This is a genomic window from Dokdonella sp. (assembly GCF_049593775.1).
Lineage (GTDB): Bacteria > Pseudomonadota > Gammaproteobacteria > Xanthomonadales > Rhodanobacteraceae > Dokdonella.
On sequence record NZ_JBAWHJ010000412.1, the window covers coordinates 1 to 1,848 of the forward strand.

1 protein-coding gene is annotated in these 1,848 nt (G+C 61.7%); it reads right to left on the minus strand.

The genetic code is table 11. The features are described from left to right. Positions 1-1,773 (minus strand): peptidoglycan D,D-transpeptidase FtsI family protein (locus WBP53_RS14250; RefSeq protein ID WP_423930047.1); only part of this gene is annotated, 1,773 nt, incomplete at its 3' end. Positions 1,774-1,848 lie beyond the last annotated feature (75 nt).

Below are 1,848 nucleotides of genomic sequence, written 5' to 3' on the forward strand. Positions count from 1 at the left end.
CACAACCTCCCCGAAATCCGGTTCGTCGGGCGCGTAGTCGGGCGGCTCGCTGGCCGGACCAATCGGATGTCCTACATCAGGCGAACCTGCATACCAGCGCTGCACGTTGTCAGGGGCCACGTCGAGCAGGCGCACGGCATCGGTCATGACCTTGCCAAAGACAGGTGCGGCCACCAGTGAACCGTAGTAGGCCCCGTTACCCTTGCCCGGATCGTGAATCACCACAACGCCCACGAGGCGCGGATTGCTTGCCGGCACCATTCCCGCGAACAGAGACACGTAGCGCTTCTCGTAGCCGCCGGCAACCGCGCGACGTGAGGTGCCGGTCTTGCCGGCGACACGGTAATTCGGCACAGCAGCGCGCAATCCGGAGCCTTCAGGCGAGACCACCGTTTCGAGCATGCCTCGCACCGTTTCGGCAATCAGCGGATCGATCACGGCGCTGTCCGGATTCACCGCACCCTTGACGAAGCCGGGCTGGCGGAGGCGACCGCCATTGGCCAGGGTGGCGTAGGCCTGGGCGATCTGCATTGGGGTGACGCTGAGGCCATATCCATACGAGATGGTGGCCTTCTCGACCGGGCCCCAACTCTTCGCTATGGGAAGATAGCCCGGCGATTCGCCCGGGAAGCCACAGCCGCTGACTTCACCGAATCCAAAGCGGTGGAACACGTCATACATGTGCTCATTGCTCAGCGACGATGCAATCTTGGCTGCGCCGACGTTGCTCGATTTCGTGATCACCCGGGTGACATTGATCAAGCCGTAATTGCGGAAATCACTGATCGTGTATCCACCCTGCAACATCAACTTTCCGGGTGTCGTGTCGATCATGGAGTCCGCCTTCCAGCGGCCGCTTTCCAGTGCGGCAACGATGGTGAACGGCTTCATCGTGGAGCCTGGCTCGACGACGTCGGTGACACCGCGATTGCGTCGGTAGGCCGGATCAATCGCGGCTTTGGAGTTCGGATTGAACGAAGGCTGGTTGACCATGGCCAGCACTTCGCCATTGCTGACATCGAGGATGACCATCGAACCCGAAACGGCATTGTGCTCGATGATGGCCGCCTTCAGTTCACGGTAGGCCAGATACTGGATACGACGATCGATGGACAGGGTCAGGTCGCGGCCCGGCTGGGCCTCCTTGAGCAGTTCCACGTTTTCTACAACATGGCCGAGACGATCGCGGATAACACGCTTGAGGCCCGGCTTGCCAGCCAGCCAGTCGTCAAAAGCCAGCTCGAGACCTTCCTGCCCCTGGTCGTCGATGTTGGTGATGCCCAGCGTGTGGGCCATGATCTCGCCACTTGGATAGTAGCGGCGGAATGCGCGTTCACTGGCCACGCCGGGGATCTTGAGATCCAGAATTTCGCGTGCCGCCTCTGGATCAAGCGGACGCTTCAGATAGAGAAATTCCTTGTCCTTGCGTTGTACCAGACGTTCGGTCAGGTCGGCCGTGGTTACGCCCAGCGCTTTGGCCAGGATCGGCAACTGTTCCGGGTTGGCCAGCAATTCCTGCGGATTGCCCCAGATCGATTCGACAGGTGTCGATACCGCCAGTGGTTCGCCGTTGCGGTCGAAAATGGTGCCTCGGGATACCGCGATCGGGATATCGCGCAAGTAGCGCGCATCACCCTCACCCTGATAGAAATCCTTGCGCACGACCTGAAGGTCCACCGCGCGCACGACGAGTGCCGTCGTGGCGAGCACGAGCACCATCAGCACCATATACAAGCGCGCACGCAGGTTCGCCGGCTTCGCTCGGGGCGTCATCGGCGGGCTCCTGCTTGACGCGCACGCGCGATTCCCGCCAGGTTCTGGCGGACGAGCGGACGCCTGGCCTGGGCC